Origin of the sequence: Kitasatospora sp. NPDC048407, assembly GCF_043200475.1 — a bacterium.
In the GTDB taxonomy this organism is placed as follows: domain Bacteria; phylum Actinomycetota; class Actinomycetes; order Streptomycetales; family Streptomycetaceae; genus Kitasatospora.
Genome location: NZ_JBICXW010000007.1, coordinates 1 through 20,589 on the forward strand (window position 1 = coordinate 1; position 20,589 = coordinate 20,589).

32 protein-coding genes are annotated in these 20,589 nt (G+C 67.8%); all 32 read right to left on the reverse strand.

Going from position 1 to position 20,589, the window contains the following annotated elements; genetic code table 11:
• Positions 1-135: 135 nt before the first annotated feature.
• Positions 136-1,500: a phosphoglucosamine mutase gene (gene glmM, locus ACGFWJ_RS15505; RefSeq protein WP_392949473.1), complete on the reverse strand. Its 1,365-nt coding sequence runs from the start codon at positions 1,498-1,500 to the stop codon at positions 136-138.
• A gap of 135 nt (positions 1,501-1,635) precedes the next feature.
• Positions 1,636-2,142 carry a 30S ribosomal protein S9 gene (gene rpsI / locus ACGFWJ_RS15510; protein ID WP_387644491.1) on the reverse strand — a complete coding sequence of 169 codons (507 nt, stop codon included), beginning with the start codon at positions 2,140-2,142 and terminating at the stop codon, positions 1,636-1,638.
• A gap of 47 nt (positions 2,143-2,189) precedes the next feature.
• A complete protein-coding gene (gene rplM, locus ACGFWJ_RS15515) occupies positions 2,190-2,633 on the reverse strand; it encodes a 50S ribosomal protein L13 (RefSeq protein WP_035863497.1) in 444 nt (147 codons plus the stop codon).
• Positions 2,634-2,868: 235 nt separating this feature from the next.
• Positions 2,869-4,527: an ABC-F family ATP-binding cassette domain-containing protein gene (locus tag ACGFWJ_RS15520; protein WP_392949476.1), complete on the reverse strand. Its 1,659-nt coding sequence runs from the start codon at positions 4,525-4,527 to the stop codon at positions 2,869-2,871.
• Positions 4,528-4,640: 113 nt separating this feature from the next.
• Positions 4,641-5,549 (reverse strand): tRNA pseudouridine(38-40) synthase TruA, encoded by a 909-nt coding sequence (gene truA, locus ACGFWJ_RS15525; protein WP_392950002.1) that lies wholly within the window; start codon positions 5,547-5,549, stop codon positions 4,641-4,643.
• Between the two features lie 118 nt (positions 5,550-5,667).
• Positions 5,668-6,153: a 50S ribosomal protein L17 gene (gene rplQ, locus ACGFWJ_RS15530; protein WP_392949478.1), complete on the reverse strand. Its 486-nt coding sequence runs from the start codon at positions 6,151-6,153 to the stop codon at positions 5,668-5,670.
• A 126-nt stretch (positions 6,154-6,279) separates the two neighbouring features.
• Positions 6,280-7,302, reverse strand: coding sequence for a DNA-directed RNA polymerase subunit alpha (locus ACGFWJ_RS15535; RefSeq protein ID WP_030457404.1), 1,023 nt, complete (start codon positions 7,300-7,302; stop codon positions 6,280-6,282).
• 129 nt (positions 7,303-7,431) lie between these two features.
• Positions 7,432-7,839, reverse strand: a complete 408-nt coding sequence (gene rpsK, locus ACGFWJ_RS15540) for a 30S ribosomal protein S11 (protein ID WP_014136257.1) — start codon at positions 7,837-7,839, stop codon at positions 7,432-7,434.
• Between the two features lie 73 nt (positions 7,840-7,912).
• Positions 7,913-8,293, reverse strand: coding sequence for a 30S ribosomal protein S13 (gene rpsM / locus ACGFWJ_RS15545; protein WP_387644481.1), 381 nt, complete (start codon positions 8,291-8,293; stop codon positions 7,913-7,915).
• A 176-nt stretch (positions 8,294-8,469) separates the two neighbouring features.
• The gene (rpmJ, locus tag ACGFWJ_RS15550) at positions 8,470-8,583 is read right to left on the reverse strand and encodes a 50S ribosomal protein L36 (protein WP_003956441.1); all 114 of its coding nucleotides are present in this window, start codon (positions 8,581-8,583) and stop codon (positions 8,470-8,472) included.
• 59 nt (positions 8,584-8,642) lie between these two features.
• The gene (infA, locus tag ACGFWJ_RS15555; RefSeq protein ID WP_003956442.1) at positions 8,643-8,864 is read right to left on the reverse strand and encodes a translation initiation factor IF-1; all 222 of its coding nucleotides are present in this window, start codon (positions 8,862-8,864) and stop codon (positions 8,643-8,645) included.
• Positions 8,865-9,032: 168 nt separating this feature from the next.
• Positions 9,033-9,467: a large conductance mechanosensitive channel protein MscL gene (gene mscL / locus ACGFWJ_RS15560; RefSeq protein WP_387644479.1), complete on the reverse strand. Its 435-nt coding sequence runs from the start codon at positions 9,465-9,467 to the stop codon at positions 9,033-9,035.
• Positions 9,468-9,611: 144 nt separating this feature from the next.
• Positions 9,612-10,448, reverse strand: coding sequence for a type I methionyl aminopeptidase (map, locus tag ACGFWJ_RS15565; protein ID WP_387644476.1), 837 nt, complete (start codon positions 10,446-10,448; stop codon positions 9,612-9,614).
• A gap of 109 nt (positions 10,449-10,557) precedes the next feature.
• Positions 10,558-11,217 carry an adenylate kinase gene (locus tag ACGFWJ_RS15570; protein ID WP_387644474.1) on the reverse strand — a complete coding sequence of 220 codons (660 nt, stop codon included), beginning with the start codon at positions 11,215-11,217 and terminating at the stop codon, positions 10,558-10,560.
• The gene (gene secY / locus ACGFWJ_RS15575; protein ID WP_387644473.1) at positions 11,217-12,524 is read right to left on the reverse strand and encodes a preprotein translocase subunit SecY; all 1,308 of its coding nucleotides are present in this window, start codon (positions 12,522-12,524) and stop codon (positions 11,217-11,219) included. Before secY ends, ACGFWJ_RS15570 begins: the two co-directional genes overlap by 1 nt.
• Before the next feature lie 261 nt (positions 12,525-12,785).
• Complete coding sequence (gene rplO, locus ACGFWJ_RS15580) at positions 12,786-13,241, reverse strand: 50S ribosomal protein L15 (RefSeq protein ID WP_387644470.1); 456 nt, start codon at positions 13,239-13,241, stop codon at positions 12,786-12,788.
• A gap of 1 nt (position 13,242) precedes the next feature.
• Positions 13,243-13,425, reverse strand: coding sequence for a 50S ribosomal protein L30 (gene rpmD / locus ACGFWJ_RS15585; protein ID WP_014136270.1), 183 nt, complete (start codon positions 13,423-13,425; stop codon positions 13,243-13,245).
• Positions 13,425-14,045, reverse strand: a complete 621-nt coding sequence (gene rpsE / locus ACGFWJ_RS15590; RefSeq protein WP_043914567.1) for a 30S ribosomal protein S5 — start codon at positions 14,043-14,045, stop codon at positions 13,425-13,427. Before rpsE ends, rpmD begins: the two co-directional genes overlap by 1 nt.
• 48 nt (positions 14,046-14,093) lie before the next feature.
• On the reverse strand, positions 14,094-14,477 hold the full coding sequence (rplR, locus tag ACGFWJ_RS15595; RefSeq protein ID WP_073807939.1) for a 50S ribosomal protein L18: 384 nt from the start codon (positions 14,475-14,477) through the stop codon (positions 14,094-14,096).
• Positions 14,478-14,480: 3 nt separating this feature from the next.
• Positions 14,481-15,020, reverse strand: coding sequence for a 50S ribosomal protein L6 (gene rplF / locus ACGFWJ_RS15600; RefSeq protein ID WP_392949489.1), 540 nt, complete (start codon positions 15,018-15,020; stop codon positions 14,481-14,483).
• A 22-nt stretch (positions 15,021-15,042) separates the two neighbouring features.
• Positions 15,043-15,450, reverse strand: a complete 408-nt coding sequence (gene rpsH / locus ACGFWJ_RS15605; RefSeq protein ID WP_043914570.1) for a 30S ribosomal protein S8 — start codon at positions 15,448-15,450, stop codon at positions 15,043-15,045.
• Between the two features lie 269 nt (positions 15,451-15,719).
• Positions 15,720-15,905 (reverse strand): type Z 30S ribosomal protein S14, encoded by a 186-nt coding sequence (locus ACGFWJ_RS15610; protein WP_008747480.1) that lies wholly within the window; start codon positions 15,903-15,905, stop codon positions 15,720-15,722.
• Between the two features lie 3 nt (positions 15,906-15,908).
• Positions 15,909-16,478 (reverse strand): 50S ribosomal protein L5, encoded by a 570-nt coding sequence (gene rplE / locus ACGFWJ_RS15615; protein ID WP_392949493.1) that lies wholly within the window; start codon positions 16,476-16,478, stop codon positions 15,909-15,911.
• Complete coding sequence (rplX, locus tag ACGFWJ_RS15620) at positions 16,478-16,789, reverse strand: 50S ribosomal protein L24 (protein ID WP_035872243.1); 312 nt, start codon at positions 16,787-16,789, stop codon at positions 16,478-16,480. The genes rplE and rplX overlap by 1 nt, the downstream gene beginning before the upstream one ends.
• Positions 16,790-16,804: 15 nt before the next feature.
• Positions 16,805-17,176: a 50S ribosomal protein L14 gene (gene rplN, locus ACGFWJ_RS15625; protein WP_030300391.1), complete on the reverse strand. Its 372-nt coding sequence runs from the start codon at positions 17,174-17,176 to the stop codon at positions 16,805-16,807.
• 102 nt (positions 17,177-17,278) lie between these two features.
• Positions 17,279-17,551 carry a 30S ribosomal protein S17 gene (rpsQ, locus tag ACGFWJ_RS15630; protein ID WP_014136278.1) on the reverse strand — a complete coding sequence of 91 codons (273 nt, stop codon included), beginning with the start codon at positions 17,549-17,551 and terminating at the stop codon, positions 17,279-17,281.
• On the reverse strand, positions 17,551-17,775 hold the full coding sequence (gene rpmC / locus ACGFWJ_RS15635) for a 50S ribosomal protein L29 (protein ID WP_030457414.1): 225 nt from the start codon (positions 17,773-17,775) through the stop codon (positions 17,551-17,553). The genes rpsQ and rpmC overlap by 1 nt, the downstream gene beginning before the upstream one ends.
• Positions 17,775-18,194, reverse strand: coding sequence for a 50S ribosomal protein L16 (gene rplP, locus ACGFWJ_RS15640; protein ID WP_030457415.1), 420 nt, complete (start codon positions 18,192-18,194; stop codon positions 17,775-17,777). Before rplP ends, rpmC begins: the two co-directional genes overlap by 1 nt.
• 5 nt (positions 18,195-18,199) lie before the next feature.
• Entirely contained in the window at positions 18,200-19,033 is an 834-nt protein-coding gene (gene rpsC / locus ACGFWJ_RS15645; RefSeq protein WP_387644456.1) for a 30S ribosomal protein S3, read from the reverse strand.
• Entirely contained in the window at positions 19,033-19,380 is a 348-nt protein-coding gene (gene rplV, locus ACGFWJ_RS15650; RefSeq protein ID WP_014136282.1) for a 50S ribosomal protein L22, read from the reverse strand. Before rplV ends, rpsC begins: the two co-directional genes overlap by 1 nt.
• Positions 19,381-19,439: 59 nt before the next feature.
• A complete protein-coding gene (gene rpsS / locus ACGFWJ_RS15655) occupies positions 19,440-19,721 on the reverse strand; it encodes a 30S ribosomal protein S19 (RefSeq protein WP_043914586.1) in 282 nt (93 codons plus the stop codon).
• A gap of 11 nt (positions 19,722-19,732) precedes the next feature.
• Complete coding sequence (gene rplB / locus ACGFWJ_RS15660) at positions 19,733-20,569, reverse strand: 50S ribosomal protein L2 (protein WP_043914588.1); 837 nt, start codon at positions 20,567-20,569, stop codon at positions 19,733-19,735.
• Between the last annotated feature and the right edge of the window lie 20 nt (positions 20,570-20,589).

Consider the following 20,589-nt stretch of genomic DNA (forward strand, 5'->3'; position numbering starts at 1 on the left):
AACCCGTCCGGCCGGGGCTCCCCCGTGTTTGGGAGCCGGGTTAACAACACCCCGGCCGCCCCCCCCCCGCCGCCGCGGTCGGCTGGGGGCCCACGGGGGGGGGGCGGCCCCGGGGCCCCGCCCCCCGACGCACCGTCAGCCCAGGTGCAGGCGAACCGATTCGGCAAGGCGCTCGCAGACCGACTGGGCCTGCTCGTGGCCGACCGCTTCGACCATCACCCTGACCAGCGGCTCGGTGCCGGACTTGCGCAGCAGCACCCGGCCGGTGGTGCCGAGCTCGGCCTCCGCCTCGCCGACGGCGGCCTGGAGTTCGAGGCAGGACTCGACCCGGTCCTTGTCGACACCCTTGACGTTGATCAGCACCTGCGGCAGCCGGGTCATCACGGTGGCGAGGTCGGCCAGCGGCTGCTTGGTGGCGGCCAGCCGGGCGCCGAGCATCAGGCCGGTCAGGGTGCCGTCGCCGGTGGTGGCGTGGTCCAGCAGGATCACGTGGCCGGACTGCTCGCCGCCGAGCGCGAAGCCGTGCTGCTTCATCTCCTCCAGCACGTACCGGTCGCCGACCGCGGTCTGCACCAGCTCGATGCCCTCGCGTTCCATCGCCAGCTTGAAGCCGAGGTTGGACATCACGGTGGCCACCGCGGTGTTGCGGCGCAGCGTGCCCGCTTCCTTCATGGCGACCGCGAGGATCGCCAGGATCTGGTCGCCGTCGACCTCGTTGCCCTCGGCGTCGGCGGCCAGGCAGCGGTCCGCGTCGCCGTCCAGGGCGATGCCCAGGTCGGCCTGGTGTTCCTTCATCGCGACGCGCAGCTTGTCCAGGTGGGTGGAGCCGACGCCGTCGTTGATGTTCAGGCCGGTCGGCTCGGTGCCCAGGGTGTACACCACCTCGGCGCCGGCCCGGGCGAACGCCTCCGGGGCGACCCGGGCGGCCGCGCCGTGCGCGCCGTCGATGACGACCTTCACGCCGTCCAGCCGGTTCGGCAGCACCGCGACGAGGTGCGCCACGTACCGGTCGAAGCCCTCGTTGTACTGGCGGACCCGGCCCACCGCGGCGCCGGTCGGCCGCTCCCAGGTCTCGTCACCGACGCCGTAGCGGCGGTAGTGCGCCTCGATCGCGTCCTCGATGGCGTCGTCCAGCTTGTGGCCGCCGCGGGCGAGGAACTTGATGCCGTTGTCGGGCATCGCGTTGTGGCTGGCGGAGAGCATCACGCCGAAGTCCGCGCCGAGCGCGCCGGTCAGGTACGCGACCGCCGGGGTGGGCAGCACGCCGACCCGCAGCACGTCGACGCCGGCGCTGGCCAGGCCGGCGATGACGGCGGCCTCCAGGAACTCTCCGGACGCGCGGGGGTCACGGCCGACCACGGCGACCGGCCGGTGCCCCTCGAACGCGTTCGCGTCGCCGAGCACATGGGCGGCGGCCACTGACAGGCCGAGCGCCAGTTCCGCGGTCAGGCCCACATTGGCCACCCCGCGCACCCCGTCCGTACCGAAGAGTCGTGCCATGTTCGCGTTCGTCCCGTCCTGTCAGCGCCTTGCGGCTCGGTTGGTACCAGCCCCCGCGGACCCCGCACGAGTCCGGGAGGCACAACGCCCCGGAGCACGAAGTGCTCCGGGGCGAGGATCGCATGCAGGGTGCGATTAGCGCTTGCTGTACTGCGGCGCCTTGCGGGCCTTCTTCAGACCGGCCTTCTTGCGCTCGACGGCGCGAGAGTCACGGGTCAGGAAGCCGGCCTTCTTCAGCGGGCCGCGGTTGTTGTCCACGTCCGCCTCGTTCAGCGCACGGGCCACGCCGAGGCGCAGCGCGTAGGCCTGACCGGAGACGCCGCCACCCGAGATGCGGGCGACAACGTCGTAACGGCCGTCCAGCTCGAGGAGCTTGAAGGGCTCGTTCACGGTCTGCTGGTGCACCTTGTTGGGGAAGTAGTTCTCCAGGGTGCGACCGTTGATCTTCCACTGGCCGGTGCCGGGGACGATGCGCACGCGGGCGATCGCCTCCTTGCGGCGGCCGAGGCCGGCGCCGGGGACGGCCTCGCCGAAGCGGCCGGCCAGCGACTCGGTGGTGTACTCGGACTCGGTGGTGTACTCGTCGACGTTCTCGTCGTCGAATTCGACCTCGAGGGTGGTCTCGGTGACAGTCTCGGCCACGGTGTTCCTCAGCTCTTCTACGTCAGTTGGGGTGTGGGTGGCCGGAATTACTGCGCGACCTGGGAGATCTCGAACGGCACCGGCTGCTGCGCAGCGTGCGGGTGCTGGTCGCCCGAGTAGACCTTCAGCTTCGAGAGCATCTGACGGCCGAGGCTGTTCTTCGGAACCATGCCCTTGATGGCCTTCTCGACGGCCTTCTCCGGGTTGTTCGCCAGCAGGTCGTCGTAGCGCACCGAGCGGAGACCGCCCGGGAAGCCGCTGTGACGGTAGGCGAGCTTCTGGGTCTTCTTGTTGCCCGAGAGGTGCACCTTGTCGGCGTTGATGATGATGACGAAGTCACCAGTGTCAACGTGCGGCGCGTAGATCGCCTTGTGCTTGCCCCGCAGGAGGTTGGCGGCCTGGGAGGCCAGGCGGCCGAGCACGACGTCGGTCGCGTCGATGACGTGCCACTGACGCTGGACGTCGCCGGGCTTGGGGCTGTACGTACGCACGGTCGTAGCCTTCGCTTTTCAGTGAGTGGGTCCTGACAGGAGCACACAGGACCTGGGGCCTCCAGCCAACCGTCCCGGACGCAATTCGGGCATTGGCCACTGGAGTTCGGCCTGTGGTGTCTCCGGCGTACCGACCTCTCACGTGAGATAGAGCGAGCCAATACGCACAACAGCAGCCAACAATACCGGGCCGGGGGCACTGACTCCAAACCGGCCCGGCATCGCCGCCGCGGAATCAGCGGTCCCGGACGACCCGGGCCTCGTCCCAGACCGGCTCGGGCGACTCGTAGACCCGGCCGTCCGAGCCGAACACCAGGAACCGGTCGAAGGTCCGGGCGAACCAGCGGTCGTGGGTGACGCACAGCACCGTGCCGTCGAACGCCTCCAGGCCCTGCTGCAGCGCCTCCGCGCTCTCCAGGTCCAGGTTGTCGGTCGGCTCGTCCAGCAGCAGCGCCGTCACGCCCGACAGCTCCAGCTTGAGGATCATCAGCCGGGCCTGCTGCCCGCCGGACAGCGACTCGAACTTCTGCTCCTCCTGCCGGTCCAGCTCGTAGCGGCGCAGCGCCGACATCGCGGCGCCGCGGGACAGCGCGTGCTCCTCCTCGACGATCGCCCGCACCGTGCGGCCCAGCAGCTCCGGGTGCGCGTGGGTCTGCCGGAAGTGCCCCGGCACCACCCGGGCGCCGAGCTTCCAGGTGCCGCCGTGCTTCACCGACTCGTCGCCGGCCAGCAGCCGCAGGAAGTGCGACTTGCCGGAGCCGTTCGAGCCCAGCACGCCGACCCGCTCGCCGTAGAAGATCTCCAGGTCGAACGGCTTCATCAGCCCGGTCAGCTCCAGGCCCTGCATGGTGAACGCCCGCACGCCGGTGCGGCCGCCCTTCAGCCGCATGCTGATGGACTGCTCGCGCGGCGGCGCCTCCGGCGGTCCCGCGTCCTCGAACTTCTTCAGCCTGGTCTGCGCGGCCGCGTACCGGGACGCCATCTCGTGGCTGACCGCCGCCGCCTGCCGCAGCGTCACCACCAGCTTCTTCAGCTTGGCGTGCTCCTCGTCCCACCGGCGGCGCAGCTCCTCGAACCGCTCGAACCGGGCCTTGCGCGCCTCGTGGAAGGTGCCGAAGCCGCCACCGTGCACCCACACGCTGGAGCCGGCCGCGCCGGACTCCACCGCGATGATCTTCTCGGCGGTACGGGAGAGCAGCTCGCGGTCGTGCGAGATGTACAGCACCGTCTTGTTGGTGGCCCGGATCGCCTCTTCCAGCCAGCGCTTGCCCGGTACGTCCAGGTAGTTGTCCGGCTCGTCCAGCAGCAGCACCTCGTCCGGGCCGCGCAGCAGCGCCTCCAGCACCAGCCGCTTCTGCTCGCCGCCGGACAGCGTGTTCAGACCCCGCCACTGCGCGCGGTCGAACGACATGCCGAGCGCGGCCATGGTGCAGACGTCCCAGTCGGCCTCGTACTCGTAGCCGCCGGCGTCCGACCAGTCGGAGAGCGCCTGCGCGTACGCCATCTGCGACTTCTCGTCGTCCTGCGCGATCATCGCCAGCTCGGCGGCGTCCACCCGGCGGGCGGCGTCCGCGATCCGCTTCGGCGCGACCGAGACCAGCAGGTCCCGCACCGAGGCGTCGGCGGCCAGCGCACCCGGGGTGTCCTTCGCGTCCTCCCGGCCGGTGGTACCGACGAACTGGCGCATCACGCCCAGCCCGCCGCTCACCGTCACCGAGCCGCCGTGCGGCTGCACATCCCCCGCGATCATGCGCAGCAGCGTGGTCTTCCCCGCGCCGTTCGCGCCGACCAGCGCCACGGCCGCGCCCTCGCCGACGCGGAAGGACGCGTCGTCGAACAGCACCCGCCCGTCCGGCAGGTAGTACTCCAGGTGCGAGATCTCGACGTGTCCCATGCCACGGAATTGTGCCAAGCCCTCGCCGGGCGACAAAACGGATTACCTGTCACCCCCCGAGTACCCGCGCCCCGTCGGGGGCGCGGGGAACCGCGCGAAGCGGGAGGGCACCCTCAGTCGGATCCGCCCGCCGCAGCTGCCGTGGCACCCTCGGCGGCATCCCCGCCCAGAGTCCGAAGCCGCCGCGAAACCCGATTCCGCTCCGCCAGCAGCGAGTCCTCCGGGTACCCGACCTCCTCCAGCGTCAGCCCGTGCGGCCGGATGACGTTCACCGCCGAGTTCCGCACCCCGCCGGCCAGCACCTCGCCCGGGAACTCCACCGGCCGGTGCCCGTCGCCGACCAGCAGCATCGCGCCGACCAGCGCGCGCACCATGTTGTGGCAGAACGCGTCCGCCCGCACCGTCGCCACCGCCAGCGAGCCCTCCTGGGCGGCGTACGGGTCGATCGGCACCCGCTCCCAGTGGACTTCCAGCAGGGTGCGGATGGTCGTCGCGCCCTCGCGCTTCTTGCAGTAGGCGGCGAAGTCGTGCTCGCCGACGAGCAGCTTCGCGGCGGCGTTCATCTTCTCCACGTCCAGCGGCCGGTCGTGCCACAGCACGTGCCCGCGCAGCATCGGGTCGACCCCGCCCTGGTGGTCGGCGACCCGGTACGCGTACCGCCGCCAGATCGCGGCGAACCGCGCGTCGAACCCGTGCGGTGCCTCGGAGAGCCGGTACACCCGGACGTCGGCCGGCAGCCGCCCGGCGAGCCTGCGCAGCAGCTTCTCGCCGTGTTGGGCCCACAGCTCGTCCGGCAGGTCGACGTGCGCGACCTGCCCGCGCGCGTGCACCCCGGCGTCGGTCCGCCCGGCCACCGTGAGCGGGAAGTTCTCTTCACTCCGCAGCACGATCCGCAGTGCGTCTTCGAGCTCGCCCTGCACGGTGCGCCGTCCGCGCTGCCGGGCCCAGCCGGAGAACTCCGCGCCGTGGTACGCCAGATCCAGCCTGATCCGGGTGTGCCCGTCGGCCGGGCCGTCCTTCACCGGCGGCTGCTCCGCGCAGTCGTTCACCACTCCAACTCCCCTGTCTCGCTGCTGAGATGCGAACGGGCCCGCTCCCCCGTCGGACGGGAGAGCGGGCCCGGTCACGGACCTAGGAGGCTCAGGCCTCGGTGGTCTCGGCCTCGGTGGTCTCGGCCTCGTCGGCCTTGGCCTCGGCGGCCTGGTCGGCCTCCTTGACGGCGCGCTTGGCAGCGGCCTCGGCCTCGGCGACGGTCGCCTTGGTGGCGATCTCGCCCTCGACCAGCTCGATCACGGCCATCGGGGCGTTGTCGCCACGACGGGTGCCGATCTTGGTGATGCGGGTGTAACCGCCGGGGCGGTTCTCGAACCGCGGGGCGATCTCGGTGAAGAGGGTGTGCAGGACCGACACGTCGGTGATGGTCTTGCGCACCAGGCGACGGTTGTGGATGTCGCCCTTCTTCGCCTTGGTGATCAGCTTCTCCGCCAGCGGGCGCAGGCGACGGGCCTTGGCCTCAGTGGTGGTGATGCGGCCGTACTGGAACAGCTCGCGGGCCAGGCCGGCCAGCAGCAGCGGCTCGTGGTGCGGGCCGCCGCCGAGGCGGGCGCCCTTGGTGGGACGGGGCATGTTCAGCTCCTTGAATCTCCGACTGCGGCCGTACCAGGTACCGCAGCGGGCGTACGGACACCGCGTCCGCACGACTTTTCATGGTGCCGGGGGCGGTTCACTGGGAACCGCCCCCGGTGCCAAAACTCAGTACTGCTCGGTCTCCGCGTAGCCCTGGTCGTCCAGGTCGTCGGCGCCGAAGGCGTCGGCGGCAGCGGTCGGGTCGAATCCGGGCGGGCTGTCCTTGAGGGCCAGGCCCATGCCGGCCAGCTTCGCCTTGACCTCGTCGATCGACTTCGCACCGAAGTTGCGGATGTCGAGCAGGTCGGCCTCCGAGCGGGCAACGAGCTCACCCACGGTGTGGATGCCCTCGCGCTTGAGGCAGTTGTAGGAGCGGACCGTGAGCTCCAGCTCCTCGATCGGCAGCGCCAGGTCCGCGGCCAGGGCGGCGTCCGTCGGGGACGGACCCATGTCGATGCCCTCGGCGTCGACGTTCAGCTCGCGGGCCAGGCCGAACAGCTCGACCAGGGTCTTACCGGCCGACGCCATCGCGTCGCGCGGACGCATGGCGGGCTTGGTCTCGACGTCGACGATCAGCTTGTCGAAGTCGGTGCGCTGCTCGACACGGGTGGCCTCGACCTTGTAGGTGACCTTCAGCACGGGGCTGTAGATCGAGTCGACCGGGATGCGGCCGATCTCCTGGCCGGAAGCCTTGTTCTGCACGGCGGAGACGTAGCCGCGACCGCGCTCGACGGTCAGCTCCATCTCCAGCTTGCCCTTGCCGTTCAGGGTGGCGAGGACCAGCTCGGGGTTGTGCACCTCGACACCGGCCGGGGGCGCGATGTCGGCGGCGGTGACCACACCCGGGCCCTGCTTGCGCAGGTACATCACGACCGGCTCGTCGTGCTCCGAGGAGACGACCAGCTGCTTGATGTTCAGGATGAGGTCGGTGACGTCCTCCTTGACGCCCGGCACGGTGGTGAACTCGTGCAGGACACCGTCGATGCGGATGCTGGTGACAGCGGCACCCGGGATCGAGGAGAGGAGCGTGCGACGGAGCGAGTTGCCGAGGGTGTAGCCGAAGCCCGGCTCCAGCGGCTCGATGACGAACCGCGAGCGGAACTCGTCGACAACCTCTTCGGTCAGCGAAGGACGCTGAGCGATAAGCATGTTCTGGATCCTCCAGTTGTCTTCGGCACCCACTATTTGATGCCGATGGAGTCAAGCGTACGGGGTCCCGCACAAAACGGGACCCCGTACAAGGTTTAAAACGCTATCCGTGCGCCCGAAGGCACCGGATCAAACGCGGCGGCGCTTCGGCGGACGGCAGCCGTTGTGCGGGGTGGGGGTGACGTCCTGGATCGAGCCGACCTCCAGGCCGGTGGCCTGGAGCGAACGGATCGCGGTCTCGCGGCCGGAGCCCGGACCCTTGACGAAGACGTCGACCTTGCGCATGCCGTGCTCCTGCGCGCGACGGGCAGCGGCCTCGGCGGCCATCTGCGCGGCGAACGGGGTGGACTTGCGCGAGCCCTTGAAACCGACGTGACCGGCGGAGGCCCAGGAGATCACGTTGCCCGAGGGGTCGGTGATCGAAACGATGGTGTTGTTGAACGTGCTCTTGATGTGGGCGTGCCCGTGAGCGACGTTCTTCTTCTCCTTGCGGCGGATCTTCTTCGCGCCGGCAGCCTGACGACCCTTGGGGGGCATAAGTCTGTTCTCCTACTGAGGTGGTCGGTCCGCTATCCCGCGGGCCGGAGGGATGTCCGGTTGACGGGACGGACTACTTCTTGCCCGGCTTCTTCTTACCGGCGATCGCGCGACGCGGGCCCTTGCGGGTACGCGCGTTGGTGTGGGTGCGCTGACCGCGGACCGGCAGGCCACGGCGGTGACGCAGGCCCTCGTAGCAGCCGATCTCGACCTTGCGGCGGATGTCGGCGGCGACGGCGCGGCGGAGGTCACCCTCGACCTCGAAGTTCGCGTCGATGAACTTCTGCAGCTTGACGAGGTCTTCCTCGGTGATGTCGCGGACGCGGACGTCCGGGCTCACACCGGTCTCGACCAGCGTCTGCTGGGCGCGGGTACGGCCGATGCCGTAGACGTAGGTGAGGGCGATCTCGATCCGCTTTTCGCGGGGGAGATCAACGCCGGCGAGGCGTGCCATTGATGGCTCCTGTGGTTCTTCAGAGGTCTGACGAGCCGCCTACTCGCTGTCTCTCGACAGGGAGCCCCGGCCTCTGACCGGGGGTGGCAGTCCGTCCTGTTCGGACGGATCGGGCGGCCCGCGTATGACGTTGATGCGCGTCGCGCGAAGGTACTACGAGAAATGCTGGGGGTGACTCAGCCCTGGCGCTGCTTGTGGCGCAGGTTGTCGCAGATCACCATGACCCGGCCGTGACGGCGGATCACCTTGCACTTGTCGCAGATCTTCTTGACGCTCGGCTTGACCTTCATGATCCAGGTTCTCCGGGGTCTCGATCTGGCAAGCCCCTCGTCAGGACGAGGGGTTGTTCCTACTTGTAGCGGTAGACGATCCGGCCGCGGGTCAGGTCGTAGGGGCTGAGCTCCACCACGACCCGGTCATCCGGAAGGATGCGGATGTAGTGCATGCGCATCTTGCCGCTGATGTGCGCGAGGACCTTGTGACCGTTCTGCAGCTCGACCTTGAACATCGCGTTCGGAAGAGACTCGATCACGGTGCCCTCGATCTCAATGGCGCCTTGCTTCTTAGCCATGAACTGCGAGATCCACCCTTCGGGTCCGGCTACCGTATGCGGAACGCTCGTGCGAACCAGGCTTCACCTCCACCCGGGAGAGACCTCCTGGGCTGAGGGCGTGCCGAAACACGCTACGAGAGAGCCGACGCACCATCGTAAACCAGGCACCACGTCGACGCGAAATTCTCAGCCCTTGGCCATCACCTGGATGGGCACCACCGGCTCCACCACGGCGGTGCACGCCGAGCAGCGACGGGCCGCCTCGGGGATCTCGGTCAGGCACTCGGGGCACGGCCGCTTGGGCGTGGCGGGCTTCTTCGGCATGTACCGGGCGGTGGCCTTGGAGACCGGCAGCACCACGCAGAAGTACAGCACCGCGGCGGTCAGGACGAACGCGATCAGCACGTTCAGGAACTGGCCGTACGGGAAGGTCACGCCGGCCACCGTGGCCTTGTACGCGCTGAAGTCGCCGGCCGCGCCGACCACCACGCCGAGCACCGGGGTGAGGAACGCGGTCACGAAGCCGGTCACGACTCCGGTGAACGCGGCACCGATGACCACACCGACGGCCATGTCGATGACGTTGCCGCGCATCATGAAGTCGCGGAAGCCCTTGAGCACTGTCTCTCCTGGGGTAGCTGCTACGGGTACCAGCTGACGAAAATAGGACAAGAGGCCCGGGGGTCAAAACCCCCGGGCCTCGATCAGCCACTTTGAGACATGTCCCTCAAACCGCCGGCTGCCGCGCGTGCCGCCCCTGCGGGATCAGCCCAGCGGGTCCGGCGCCGCGGTGACGCCCAGCTTGGCCAGCTCCGCCTTGCCGCCGTCGAACGCGGTCAGCACCAGCGGGCCCTGCTCGGTGATGGCCACCGAGTGCTCCCAGTGCGAGGCCCAGGTGCCGTCGGTGGTGACGACCGTCCAGTCGTCGTCCAGGATCGCCGTGTGCGGGGTGCCGAGCGAGACCATCGGCTCGATCGCCAGCACCGTGCCGGGCACCAGCTTCGGGCCCTTGCCGCGGCCGGCCACGTAGTTCAGCACGTGCGGCTCCATGTGCATGGCGGTGCCGATGCCGTGGCCGCCGTAGCCCTCGGTGATGCCCCACTTGCCCTTCGGCGGCAGCGGCTGGCGCCGGATGAAGCCCTCGATCGCCCGGGAGACGTCGACCAGGCGGTTGCCCTTCTTCATCTGGGCGATGCCGGCCCACATCGAGCCCTCGGTGACCTTCGACAGCATCACGTTCTCGTCGGCGGTCTCGCCGACCGCGACGGTGATCGCCGCGTCGCCGTGCCAGCCGTCCAGGATCGCGCCGCAGTCGATCGAGATCAGGTCGCCGGCCTTCAGCACCTTGTCGCCGGGGATGCCGTGCACGACCTCCTCGTTCACCGAGGCGCAGATCACGCCCGGGAACCACAGGCCGCCGTGGTCGGCCCGGAAGTTCGAGGTGGCACCGTGCTTGGCGATGACCTGGTCGGCGATGTCGTTCAGCTCGCCGGTGGTCACCCCCGGGACGACCGCCTCGCGGCACGCCTTCAGGGCCTCGGCGACGACCAGCCCGGCCGCCCGCATCTTGGCGATCTGCTCGGGGGTCTTGATCTCCACCATCTGGTCAACGCCTTCCACGTTCCGATGTCTGACTGCCTTCCACCGTACGACGCCGAGACGGCCGGGCCGCCCGCTTCGGGGCGACCCGGCCGTCTCACTGGCACGTGGCTCAGGCGTTCTTGTTCTTCTCCAGGGCGGCGACCGCGCGCTCGGTCACCTCGTCCACCTTGCCGAGGGCGGAGATGGTGACCAGCAGGCCCTGCTCCTGGTAGTAGCCGATGATCGGCTCGGTCTTGGAGTGGTACTCCTCCAACCGGACCCGCACGGCTTCCTCGGTGTCGTCCGAGCGCTGGTACAGCTCGCCGCCGCACTCGTCGCAGACGCCCTCGGTCTTCGGCGGGTTGTACGCCACGTGGAAGACGTGGGCGCCGTTCTTGCGGCACAGCCGGCGACCGGCGATCCGCTTGACGACCTCGTCCTCGGGGACCTCAAGGTCCAGCACGCCGTCCAGCGCGATGCCCTGCTCGGTCAGGAAGGCGTCCAGCGCCTCCGCCTGGCCGAGGTTGCGCGGGAACCCGTCCAGCAGGAAGCCGTTGGCGGCGTCCTCCTGGAGCATGCGGTCCTTGGCCATCCCGATGGTGACCTCGTCGGGCACCAGGCGCCCGGCGTCCATGTATGCCTTCGCCTCGACACCCAGCGGGGTGCCCTGGCTGATGTTGGCACGGAACAGGTCACCCGTGGAGATGTGGGGAATGGACAGGGTCTTGGCCAGAACGTGCGCCTGAGTACCCTTCCCGGCCCCGGGGGGTCCGACGAGGACGATACGCATCAGCGGAGGAACCCTTCGTAATTACGCTGCTGGAGCTGGCTCTCGATCTGCTTCACAGTTTCGAGTCCGACGCCGACGACGATGAGCACGGAAGTGCCGCCGAACGGGAAGTTGGTCTGCTGCCCGAAGGCGACGAGGGCGACCATCGGGATCAACGCGATCAGGCCCAGGTACAGCGAACCCGGCCACGTGATGCGGGTGAGCACGTAGTTCAGGTACTCGGCCGTCGGTCGGCCGGCCCGGATGCCCGGGATGAACCCACCATACTTCTTCATATTGTCGGCAACTTCTTCGGGGTTGAAGGAGATGGCGACGTAGAAGAACGCGAAGAACACGATCAGCACGAAGTAGGTGGCCATGTAGATCGGGTGGTCACCCTTGATGAAGTGGTTCTTGATCCAAATCGCCCAGCCCGCCTGCGAGTTGGTCAGCTGCACCACCAGCGCCGGGATGTACAGCAGCGAGGAGGCGAAGATGACCGGGATCACACCGGCCTGGTTGACCTTCAGCGGGATGTAGGTCGACGTACCACCGAACGACCGGCGGCCGACCATCCGCTTCGCGTACTGGACCGGGATCCGGCGCTGGGCCTGCTCGACGAAGATGACCAGGCAGACCACGATGATGCCGACCAGGATGACCGCGGCGAACTCGCCCCAGCCGTCCAGCAGCTTGCCGGAGCCCTTGATGGCCCACATCGAGCCGGGGAAGCCGGCCGCGATCGAGGTGAAGATCAGGATGGACATGCCGTTGCCGATACCGCGGTCGGTGATCAGCTCACCCAGCCACATGATCACCGTGGTGCCGGCGGTCATGATGATCACCATGGTGGCGATCCGGAAGATCGACTGGTCCGGAACGATGTTCTGACCCTGCGGGCAGCCGGAGAACAGCGCGCCGCTGGACGCGGTCGCGAGAATGCCGGTGCCCTGCAGCACCGCGAGCGCGATGGTCAGGTAACGGGTGTACTGGGTGATCTTCGCCTGGCCGGACTGCCCCTCCTTCTTCAGGGCCTCCAGCCGCGGGATGACCACGGTGAGCAGCTGCAGGATGATGCTGGCCGTGATGTACGGCATGATGCCGAGCGCGAAGATGGTCAACTGCAGCAGCGCGTTGCCACTGAACAGGTTGACCAGCCCGAACAGGCCCTCCTTCTGGCCTGCCACGCACGCGTGAACGGCCTCGAAGTTGATTCCGGGCATCGGAATGTGGGCGCCCAGCCGGAACAGCACCATGATGCCCAGCGTGAACAGCAGCTTCTTGCGCAGGTCGGGCGTCTGGAACGCCCGCGCGAACGCACTGAGCACGGTGCCTCCTGCGCCTCCCGCGCGTCGTCGGCGGAAGGGTCGGTCCTGATGTGGGGTAAGGGAACTTCACGGACTCTAACAGTGCCCGGGTGCTCGACAGAAGCGCGCACTGCCGCTCCCCCACGCATGGGGTACGGCTTGCCCGGGTTTGACACACAAATACAGCACAGCTGTTCAAGCCGGAACGAAGCCGGGCCCCGCCCCCTCTTTCTCAAGAGGAGTGCGGGGCCCGGTTTCTGTCCGTGCGTCAGATCAGCGACGTCACAGCAGCTCGGTGACCGAGCCGCCCGCGGCGGTGATCTTCTCGGTGGCGGAGCCGGAGACGGCGTCAACCGTCACCTGCAGCGCAACCGCGATGTCGCCCTGGCCGAGAACCTTGACGAGCTCGTTCTTGCGAACGGCGCCCTTCGCGACCAGGTCGGCGACGGTGACCTCGCCACCGTTCGGGTAGAGCTCGGCCAGGCGGTCCAGGTTCACGACCTGGAACTGCTTGTGGGCCGGGTTCTTGAAGCCCTTCAGCTTCGGCAGGCGCATGTGGAGGGGCATCTGGCCACCCTCGAAGCGCTGCGGAACCTGGTAGCGGGCCTTGGTGCCCTTGGTACCACGACCTGCGGTCTTACCCTTGGAGCCCTCACCACGACCGACGCGGATCTTGTCGGTCTTGGCGCCGGGCGCCGGACGCAGGTTGTGGATCTTGATGGGGGAGTTGTCCGCCATTTCAGTCCACCTCCTCGACCGTGACCAGGTGGCGAACGGTGTGGACCATGCCGCGGATCTCCGGGCGGTCCTCCTTCACCACGGTGTCGTTCAGCCGCTTCAGGCCGAGCGAACGGAGGGTGTCACGGTGGTTCTGCTTGCTACCGATGTACGACTTGGTCTGGGTGACCTTCAGGCGAGCCATCAGGCGCTCACCCCAGCCGCACGGGCCCGGAGCAGCGCGGCCGGGGCCACGTCCTCCAGGGGCAGGCCACGACGGGCGGCGATCTCCTCGGGGCGCACGAGGCCCTTCAGAGCAGCCACGGTGGCGTGCACGATGTTGATCGCGTTGTCCGAGCCGAGCGACTTCGACAGGATGTCGTGAACGCCGGCGCACTCCAGGACGGCACGCACCGGGCCACCGGCGATAACACCGGTACCGGGGGACGCCGGCTTCAGCAGCACGACGCCGGCGGCCTTCTCGCCCTGGATCGGGTGCGGGATGGTGCCCTGGATACGGGGGACCTTGAAGAAGTTCTTCTTGGCCTCCTCAACACCCTTGGCGATGGCGGCCGGAACCTCCTTCGCCTTGCCGTAGCCGACACCAACGGTGCCGTCACCGTCGCCCACCACGACCAGCGCGGTGAAGCTGAAACGACGACCACCCTTGACAACCTTGGCGACACGGTTGATCGCGACGACGCGCTCGACGTAAGCAGTCTTCTCGGCGACCGGGGCGCCGCCCCGCTCGTCACGCTTACGGTCGCGCCGCTCGCCACCCGTGCCGCGACCGGCGCCGCCTTCGCGGCGCTGGGGTCCAGCCATTGGAATTACCTCTCTCGTTTACGTCCGCCGACAGAGTCGACGAGCGGCTTAGAAGTCGAGCCCGGCCTCGCGAGCCGCGTCCGCCAGAGCGGCGATGCGGCCGGCGTACCGGTTGCCCGCGCGGTCGAAGACGACCGACTCGACGCCGGCAGCCTTGGCGCGCTCGGCGACCAGGCTTCCGACCTTCTTGGCCAGCTCGGTCTTGTCGCCCTCGGCGCCCTTGATGGACACGTCGAGGGTGGACGCCGACGCCAGGGTGTGACCCTTGGCGTCGTCGATGACCTGGGCGACCATGTGGCGGTTCGAACGCGTCACGACGAGGCGCGGACGCACCTCGGTGCCGACGACGCGCTTACGAACGCGAATGGCGCGGCGCTTGCGGGCGGCGTTCTTGTAGGCGTTGCCCTTGCCGATCTTGACAGAGACGCTCATCGCTTACTTACCACTCTTTCCGACCTTGCGGCGGATGACCTCGCCCGCGTACTTGACGCCCTTGGCCTTGTACGGGTCGGGCTTGCGCAGCTTGCGGATCTTCGCGGCGATCTCGCCGACCTTCTGCTTGTCGGTGCCGTCCACGTGGAACTTGGTGGGCGACTCGACGACGAAGGAGATGCCCTCCGGCGCCTCGACCAGAATCGGGTGGCTGTAGCCCAGCGCGAACTCCATGTTGGAGCCCTTCGCCGTGACTCGGTAACCGACACCGCTGATCTCCAGCGACTTGCGGTAGCCCGCGGTCACGCCGGTGATCATGTTCGCCACCAGCGTGCGCGACAGGCCGTGCAGGGCCTTCGACTGACGCTCGTCGTTCGGGCGGGTGACGACCAGAGTGCCGTCCTCGCCCTTGCCGATCTCGATCGGCGCGGCGACGACGTGGGTGAGCGAGCCCTTGGGGCCCTTCACCGAGACCGTCTGGCCGTCGATGGTGACGTCCACACCAGCGGGAACCTGGATGGGCAGCCGTCCAATGCGCGACATTGCTGTACCTCCGTTTCCCGAATTACCAGACGTAGGCGAGAACTTCTCCGCCTACGCCCTTCTTGGCGGCCTGCTTGTCGGTCAGGAGGCCGGAGGACGTGGAGATGATCGCCACGCCCAGGCCGCCGAGAACCTTCGGCAGGTTGGTGGACTTTGCGTAAACACGCAGACCCGGCTTGCTGATGCGCTTGATGCCGGCGATGGAGCGCTCACGGTTCGGACCGAACTTGAGCTCGATGGTCAGCTTCTTGCCGACCTCGTTCTCGGTGGGGTCCTCAACCTTGTAGGAGGAGATGTAACCCTCCTGCTGCAGGATCTCGGCGACGTGCGCCTTGATCTTGCTCGACGGCATCACGACAGAGTCGTGGTACGCCGAGTTCGCGTTACGCAGACGAGTGAGCATGTCTGCGATCGGGTCGGTCATGGTCATGGTGGCCTCAGGCCTCTCTCGCCGTGGTTTCTCCGCACCAGGTCCCCCTCCGCGCACTCGTGAAAGAGTGCGAAAGGGGCACAAGCGCAGGGGACCTACGTCGTAGTAAGACTGGGTTGCGCGAGCCCTCACTCAGAGAGCCACGGAACGTCCGGGAAAAGACGCCGCGGCAGGGGCCCGACCCCGCAACCTTACGGGATCCCTCGCGGGACTCCAAAAGCCGGGGGGTCGGGCACACTGCTTCGCTGGTCAGAGCAGCTGGTAAGGGATTACCAGGAGCTCTTGGTCACGCCCGGCAGCTCGCCGCGGTGCGCCATCTCACGGAGGCACACACGGCAAAGGCCGAACTTGCGGTACACCGAGTGCGGACGGCCGCAGCGCTGGCACCGGGTGTACGCCCGGACGCCGAACTTCGGCTTGCGCTCGGACTTAGCGATCAGGGCCTTCTTCGCCATGGCTCACGCCTCCTTGAACGGGAAGCCCAGAGCGCGCAGCAGCGCCCGGCCCTCATCGTCGGTCTGAGCGGTGGTCACGACGGTGATGTCCATACCGCGCTGACGGTCGACCTTGTCCTGGTCGATCTCGTGGAACATGACCTGCTCGGTCAGACCGAAGGTGTAGTTGCCACGGCCGTCGAACTGCTTCGGCGAGAGGCCGCGGAAGTCACGGATACGCGGCAGAGCCAGCGACACCAGACGGTCCACGAACTCCCACATGCGGTCACCACGGAGGGTGACGTGGGCACCGATCGGCTGGCCCTCGCGCAGCTTGAACTGCGCGATGGACTTGCGGGCCTTGGTGACGGCCGGCTTCTGACCGGTGATCGCGGTCAGGTCCTTGATGGCACCTTCGATCAGCTTGCTGTCACGGGCAGCCTCGCCGACACCCATGTTGACCACGACCTTGACCAGGCCGGGGATCAGCATGACGTTCTCGTACGAGAACTGCTCGTTCAGCTGGCCCTTGACCTCGGAGTTGTACTTCTCCTTGAGGCGGGGGGCCACCTTCTCAACAGTCGTCTCAGACATCAGATGTCCTCACCCGTCCGCTTGGCAACGCGGATCTTGTTGCCCTGGTCGTCGAAGCGGTAGCCGACGCGGGTAACGACCTTCTTGCCGTCCTTCTCCACGACCAGCTGGACGTTGGAGACGTGCACCGGGGCCTCGACGGTCACGATGCCACCCTGGGTACCGGGACCCGGCTTGGTGTGCTTCTTGACCCGGTTGACACCCTCGACCAGGACCTTGTTGTCAGCCGGCATGGCCTGAATGACCTTGCCCTGCTTGCCCTTGTCCTTGCCGGTGATGACCTGGACCAGGTCACCCTTCTTGATCTTCATGCTGTTCGCCATGGGTCAGAGCACCTCCGGCGCCAGCGAGATGATCTTCATGAACTTCTTGTCGCGCAGCTCGCGGCCCACCGGGCCGAAGATGCGGGTACCGCGGGGGTCGCCATCGGTGTTCTTGAGAACGACAGCGGCGTTCTCGTCGAAACGGATGTACGAGCCGTCCGGACGGCGGCGCTCCTTGACGGTGCGAACGACGACGCACTTCACGACGTCGCCCTTCTTCACCGAACCGCCGGGGATCGCGTCCTTGACGGTGGCGACGATGACGTCGCCGATACCGGCGTAGCGGCGACCGGAGCCACCGAGAACGCGGATGCAGAGGATTTCCTTCGCACCCGTGTTGTCGGCGACGCGCAGTCGCGACTCCTGCTGGATCACAGCTTTCTCCTGATCGTCAACAAGTGTTGACGGGCCGGCCGCTGCTCACACCCGCGTCCCTGGGGACCTGGTGCACATACGGCCGTACCGCGAACAACCTTGTTACTTGGCCTTCTCGAGGATCTCGACGACGCGCCAGCGCTTCGTCGCGGACAGCGGCCGGGTCTCCATCAGGAGGACACGGTCGCCGACACCGCACGCGTTCTGCTCGTCGTGCGCCTTCAGCTTGTTGGTACGGCGGATGACCTTGCCGTACAGCGCGTGCTTGACGCGGTCCTCGACGGCGACGACGACGGTCTTGTCCATCTTGTCGCTGACGACGAGACCCTCGCGGGTCTTGCGGAAACCGCGCGTCTCGTTGGTGTTCTCAGTCATCAGGCGTTCTCCACCGTCTCGATGCCCAGCTCGCGCTCGCGCATCAGGGTGTAGATCCGCGCGATGTCCTTACGGACCAGCCGGAGCCGTCCGTGGTTGTCGAGCTGCCCGGTCGCCGCCTGGAAGCGGAGGTTGAACAGCTCCTCCTTGGCCTCACGGAGCTTGGCAACGAGGGCCTCGTTGTCCAGTTCGCGAAGCTCAGCAGCCTTGGTAGCGGCCGACATCAGCTCTCACCGTCCTCGCGCCGAACGATCCGGCACTTCATCGGAAGCTTGTGCGCGGCACGCGTGAGCGCCTCGCGGGCAATCTTCTCGTTCGGGTACGACAGTTCGAACATGACCCGACCCGGGTGCACGTTCGCGATCCACCACTCCGGCGAACCCTTACCGGAACCCATGCGGGTTTCGGCCGGCTTCTTGGTGAGCGGGCGGTCCGGGTAGATGTTGATCCAGACCTTGCCGCCACGACGGATGTGACGGGTGATCGCGATACGAGCGGACTCGATCTGACGGTTCGTCACGTAGGCCGGGGTCACGGCCTGGATGCCGAACTGGCCGAACGCCAGCTCGGTGCCACCCTTGGCAGCGCCGCGGCGCTTCGGGTGGTGCTGCTTGCGGTGCTTGACCCGACGGGGGATCAGCATGGGGGTCAGGCCTCCGTTCCGGTGTTCTCAGCAGCCGGAGCCTCGGCGGCGGCAGCCGGGGCCTGAGCCTCGGCAGCAGCAGCGGCGGGACGACGGCCACGGCCACCGCGCTCGCCACCGCGGCGCTCGCCACCGCGAGCGGGACGACCGCCCTCGGGACGGGCCGGACGGTTGCCGGAGCGGGCAGCGGCGTTCTCAGCGCGGACCTCGGCGATGTTCTTGACGTCGCCCTTGTAGATCCAGACCTTCACGCCGATGCGGCCGAAGGTGGTCTTGGCCTCGAAGAAGCCGTAGTCGACGTTCGCGCGCAGGGTGTGCAGCGGCACACGGCCTTCGCGGTAGAACTCCGAACGGCTCATCTCGGCGCCGCCGAGACGACCGGAGCACTGGACCTTGATGCCCTTGGCGCCGGCCTTCATGGTCGACTGCATGCTCTTACGCATGGCGCGACGGAAGGAGACACGGGAGGACAGCTGCTCCGCGACGCCCTGAGCCACGAGCTGGGCGTCCAGCTCGGGGTTCTTGACCTCGAGGATGTTCAGCTGGACCTGCTTGCCGGTCAGCTTCTCCAGGTTGCCCCGGATCTTGTCGGCCTCCGCGCCGCGGCGGCCGATCACGATGCCCGGACGGGCGGTGTGGATGTCCACGCGGACGCGGTCACGGGTGCGCTCGATCTCAACCTTCGAGATGCCGGCGCGCTCCATGCCCTTCGTCATGAGACGACGGATCGCGACGTCTTCCTTGACGTAGTCCTTGTACAGCTTGTCGGCGTACCAGCGGGACTTGAAGTCCGTGCTGATGCCGAGGCGGAACCCGTGCGGGTTAACCTTCTGGCCCATTACCGGGTCCCTTCCTTGCTGCTGACGACCACGGTGATGTGGCTGGTCCGCTTGCGGATCCGGTAGGCACGGCCCTGGGCACGCGGACGGAACCGCTTCAGGGTCGGACCCTCGTCAACGTACGCCTCGGAGATGTAGAGGTCGTCCACGTTGGAGTGGTTGTAGTTGTGCGCGGCGTTGGCAATGGCGCTGTTGAGCACCTTGCCGACCGGCACGGTGGCAGCCTGCGGAGCGAAACGCAGGACCGCCTGGGCCTCCGTGGCCGGCAGGCCACGGATGAGGTCCACCACGCGGCGGGCCTTCATGGGCGTGACGCGGATGTACCGCGCCTGGGCCCTGGCTTCCATGGTTGTCCCCTTAATGGAGTAAGTCACTTTGTCGTTCTGGCGCTACAGCTCGGAAGCGATTAGCGACGCTTCGACTTGCGGTCTTCCTTCACGTGCCCCTTGAAGGTGCGCGTGGGAGCGAACTCGCCGAGCTTGTGGCCGACCATCGACTCGGTGACGAACACCGGGACGTGCTTGCGGCCATCGTGAACCGCGATCGTGTGGCCGAGCATGGCCGGGGAGATCACGGAACGACGGGACCAGGTCTTGATGACGTTCTGCGTGCCCGCCTCGTTCTGCACGTCCACCTTCTTCTGAAGGTGGCCGTCGATGAAGGGGCCCTTCTTGAGACTGCGCGGCATCTGACCTGCTCCTAGCGCTTCTTGTTGGTCTTGCGGCGGCGCACGATGAGCTTGTCCGACGCCTTGTTCGGGCGACGGGTGCGGCCCTCGGGCTTGCCCCACGGCGAGACCGGGTGGCGACCACCGGAGGTCTTACCCTCACCACCACCGTGCGGGTGGTCGATCGGGTTCATGGCCACACCACGCACGGTCGGGCGGACGCCCTTCCAGCGCATACGGCCGGCCTTGCCCCAGTTGATGTTCGACTGCTCGGCGTTGCCGACCTCGCCGACGGTCGCGCGGCAGCGCGCGTCCACCAGGCGGATCTCACCGGAGGGCATGCGCAGGTGCGCCATGCGACCCTCACGGGCGAGCAGCTGAATGCCGGAACCCGCGGAACGGGCCAGCTTGGCGCCACCGCCGGGACGGAGCTCCACCGCGTGAATGGTGGTACCGACCGGGATGTTGCGGAGCGGCAGGTTGTTGCCCGGCTTGATGTCGGCGCCAGCGCCGTTCTCGATCCGGTCACCCTGCGCAACGCCACGGGGGGCGATGATGTAGCGCTTCTCGCCGTCCGCGTAGTGCAGGAGCGCGATGCGCGCGGTGCGGTTGGGGTCGTACTCGATGTGAGCGACCTTGGCCGGCACGCCGTCCTTGTCGTGACGACGGAAGTCGATCAGACGGTAGGCGCGCTTGTGACCGCCACCCTGGTGGCGAGCAGTGACACGACCGGCGTTGTTACGGCCGCCCTTGCTGTGCAGCGGGCGAACCAGCGACTTCTCCGGCGTGGACCGCGTGATTTCGACGAAGTCGGCCACGCTCGAGCCACGACGGCCCGGCGTAGTCGGCTTGTACTTGCGGATACCCATTTCTGTCCTCGTCCTTTACG

What these genes read in the sequence shown, in the direction of transcription:
- glmM (WP_392949473.1), bottom strand. Translation starts at nt 1,500, where the DNA reads ATGGCACGACTCTTCGGTACGGACGGGGTGCGCGGGGTGGCCAATGTG.
- ACGFWJ_RS15520 (WP_392949476.1), bottom strand. Translation starts at nt 4,527, where the DNA reads ATGGGACACGTCGAGATCTCGCACCTGGAGTACTACCTGCCGGACGGG.
- rplQ (WP_392949478.1), bottom strand. Translation starts at nt 6,153, where the DNA reads ATGCCCCGTCCCACCAAGGGCGCCCGCCTCGGCGGCGGCCCGCACCAC.
- ACGFWJ_RS15535 (WP_030457404.1), bottom strand. Translation starts at nt 7,302, where the DNA reads ATGCTTATCGCTCAGCGTCCTTCGCTGACCGAAGAGGTTGTCGACGAG.
- rpsK (WP_014136257.1), bottom strand. Translation starts at nt 7,839, where the DNA reads ATGCCCCCCAAGGGTCGTCAGGCTGCCGGCGCGAAGAAGATCCGCCGC.
- rpsM (WP_387644481.1), bottom strand. Translation starts at nt 8,293, where the DNA reads ATGGCACGCCTCGCCGGCGTTGATCTCCCCCGCGAAAAGCGGATCGAG.
- rpmJ (WP_003956441.1), bottom strand. Translation starts at nt 8,583, where the DNA reads ATGAAGGTCAAGCCGAGCGTCAAGAAGATCTGCGACAAGTGCAAGGTG.
- infA (WP_003956442.1), bottom strand. Translation starts at nt 8,864, where the DNA reads ATGGCTAAGAAGCAAGGCGCCATTGAGATCGAGGGCACCGTGATCGAG.
- map (WP_387644476.1), bottom strand. Translation starts at nt 10,448, where the DNA reads ATGGTGGAGATCAAGACCCCCGAGCAGATCGCCAAGATGCGGGCGGCC.
- ACGFWJ_RS15570 (WP_387644474.1), bottom strand. Translation starts at nt 11,217, where the DNA reads ATGCGTATCGTCCTCGTCGGACCCCCCGGGGCCGGGAAGGGTACTCAG.
- rplO (WP_387644470.1), bottom strand. Translation starts at nt 13,241, where the DNA reads ATGGCGGACAACTCCCCCATCAAGATCCACAACCTGCGTCCGGCGCCC.
- rpmD (WP_014136270.1), bottom strand. Translation starts at nt 13,425, where the DNA reads ATGGCTCGCCTGAAGGTCACCCAGACCAAGTCGTACATCGGTAGCAAG.
- rpsE (WP_043914567.1), bottom strand. Translation starts at nt 14,045, where the DNA reads ATGGCTGGACCCCAGCGCCGCGAAGGCGGCGCCGGTCGCGGCACGGGT.
- rplR (WP_073807939.1), bottom strand. Translation starts at nt 14,477, where the DNA reads ATGAGCGTCTCTGTCAAGATCGGCAAGGGCAACGCCTACAAGAACGCC.
- rplF (WP_392949489.1), bottom strand. Translation starts at nt 15,020, where the DNA reads ATGTCGCGCATTGGACGGCTGCCCATCCAGGTTCCCGCTGGTGTGGAC.
- rpsH (WP_043914570.1), bottom strand. Translation starts at nt 15,450, where the DNA reads ATGACCATGACCGACCCGATCGCAGACATGCTCACTCGTCTGCGTAAC.
- ACGFWJ_RS15610 (WP_008747480.1), bottom strand. Translation starts at nt 15,905, where the DNA reads ATGGCGAAGAAGGCCCTGATCGCTAAGTCCGAGCGCAAGCCGAAGTTC.
- rplE (WP_392949493.1), bottom strand. Translation starts at nt 16,478, where the DNA reads ATGTCTGAGACGACTGTTGAGAAGGTGGCCCCCCGCCTCAAGGAGAAG.
- rplX (WP_035872243.1), bottom strand. Translation starts at nt 16,789, where the DNA reads ATGAAGATCAAGAAGGGTGACCTGGTCCAGGTCATCACCGGCAAGGAC.
- rpsQ (WP_014136278.1), bottom strand. Translation starts at nt 17,551, where the DNA reads ATGACTGAGAACACCAACGAGACGCGCGGTTTCCGCAAGACCCGCGAG.
- rpmC (WP_030457414.1), bottom strand. Translation starts at nt 17,775, where the DNA reads ATGTCGGCCGCTACCAAGGCTGCTGAGCTTCGCGAACTGGACAACGAG.
- rplP (WP_030457415.1), bottom strand. Translation starts at nt 18,194, where the DNA reads ATGCTGATCCCCCGTCGGGTCAAGCACCGCAAGCAGCACCACCCGAAG.
- rpsC (WP_387644456.1), bottom strand. Translation starts at nt 19,033, where the DNA reads ATGGGCCAGAAGGTTAACCCGCACGGGTTCCGCCTCGGCATCAGCACG.
- rplV (WP_014136282.1), bottom strand. Translation starts at nt 19,380, where the DNA reads ATGGAAGCCAGGGCCCAGGCGCGGTACATCCGCGTCACGCCCATGAAG.
- rpsS (WP_043914586.1), bottom strand. Translation starts at nt 19,721, where the DNA reads ATGCCGCGCAGTCTCAAGAAGGGCCCCTTCATCGACGGCCACCTTCAG.
- rplB (WP_043914588.1), bottom strand. Translation starts at nt 20,569, where the DNA reads ATGGGTATCCGCAAGTACAAGCCGACTACGCCGGGCCGTCGTGGCTCG.